Source organism: Tritonibacter sp. SIMBA_163 (assembly GCF_046535935.1).
Taxonomy (GTDB): domain Bacteria; phylum Pseudomonadota; class Alphaproteobacteria; order Rhodobacterales; family Rhodobacteraceae; genus Epibacterium; species Epibacterium scottomollicae.
The window spans coordinates 1-274 of record NZ_JAWJBP010000416.1 but is presented as its reverse complement, the minus strand read 5'-3'; the positions used below and the strand labels follow the sequence as shown (position 1 = coordinate 274).

General features: G+C 64.2%; 1 protein-coding gene. It reads right to left on the bottom strand.

Annotation, left to right across the window (positions count from 1 at the left end; genetic code table 11):
* Positions 1–274, bottom strand: a 274-nt coding sequence (locus tag R0J92_RS22955; RefSeq protein WP_411053366.1) for an ABC transporter permease subunit, incomplete at both ends; no start/stop codon positions are given.

The following is a 274-nucleotide window of genomic DNA, read 5'->3' as shown; positions in this document are numbered from 1 at the left end:
CACCACTTCGGCCATTGCGAAGGTGGCCACGGCAAGATAGTGCGTGCGCAATCTGACCGACGTCAAACCGATCAAGAGGGCCAGCAGCCCGCCGACAAGTCCAGCAAGTACGAAGCCAGCCAGCCAGGGCAAATCGAGGCCGACGGCGTACTGCGCGCCCGCTTCCAAATAGGCTTCGGACCCGGGCGGCGGCAGGGTGGCAAGCGCGCTCGCGAAAGCGCCGACGGCGAAGAAAGCAACGTAACCGAAATTCAGCACCCCCGCGAAGCCGAAC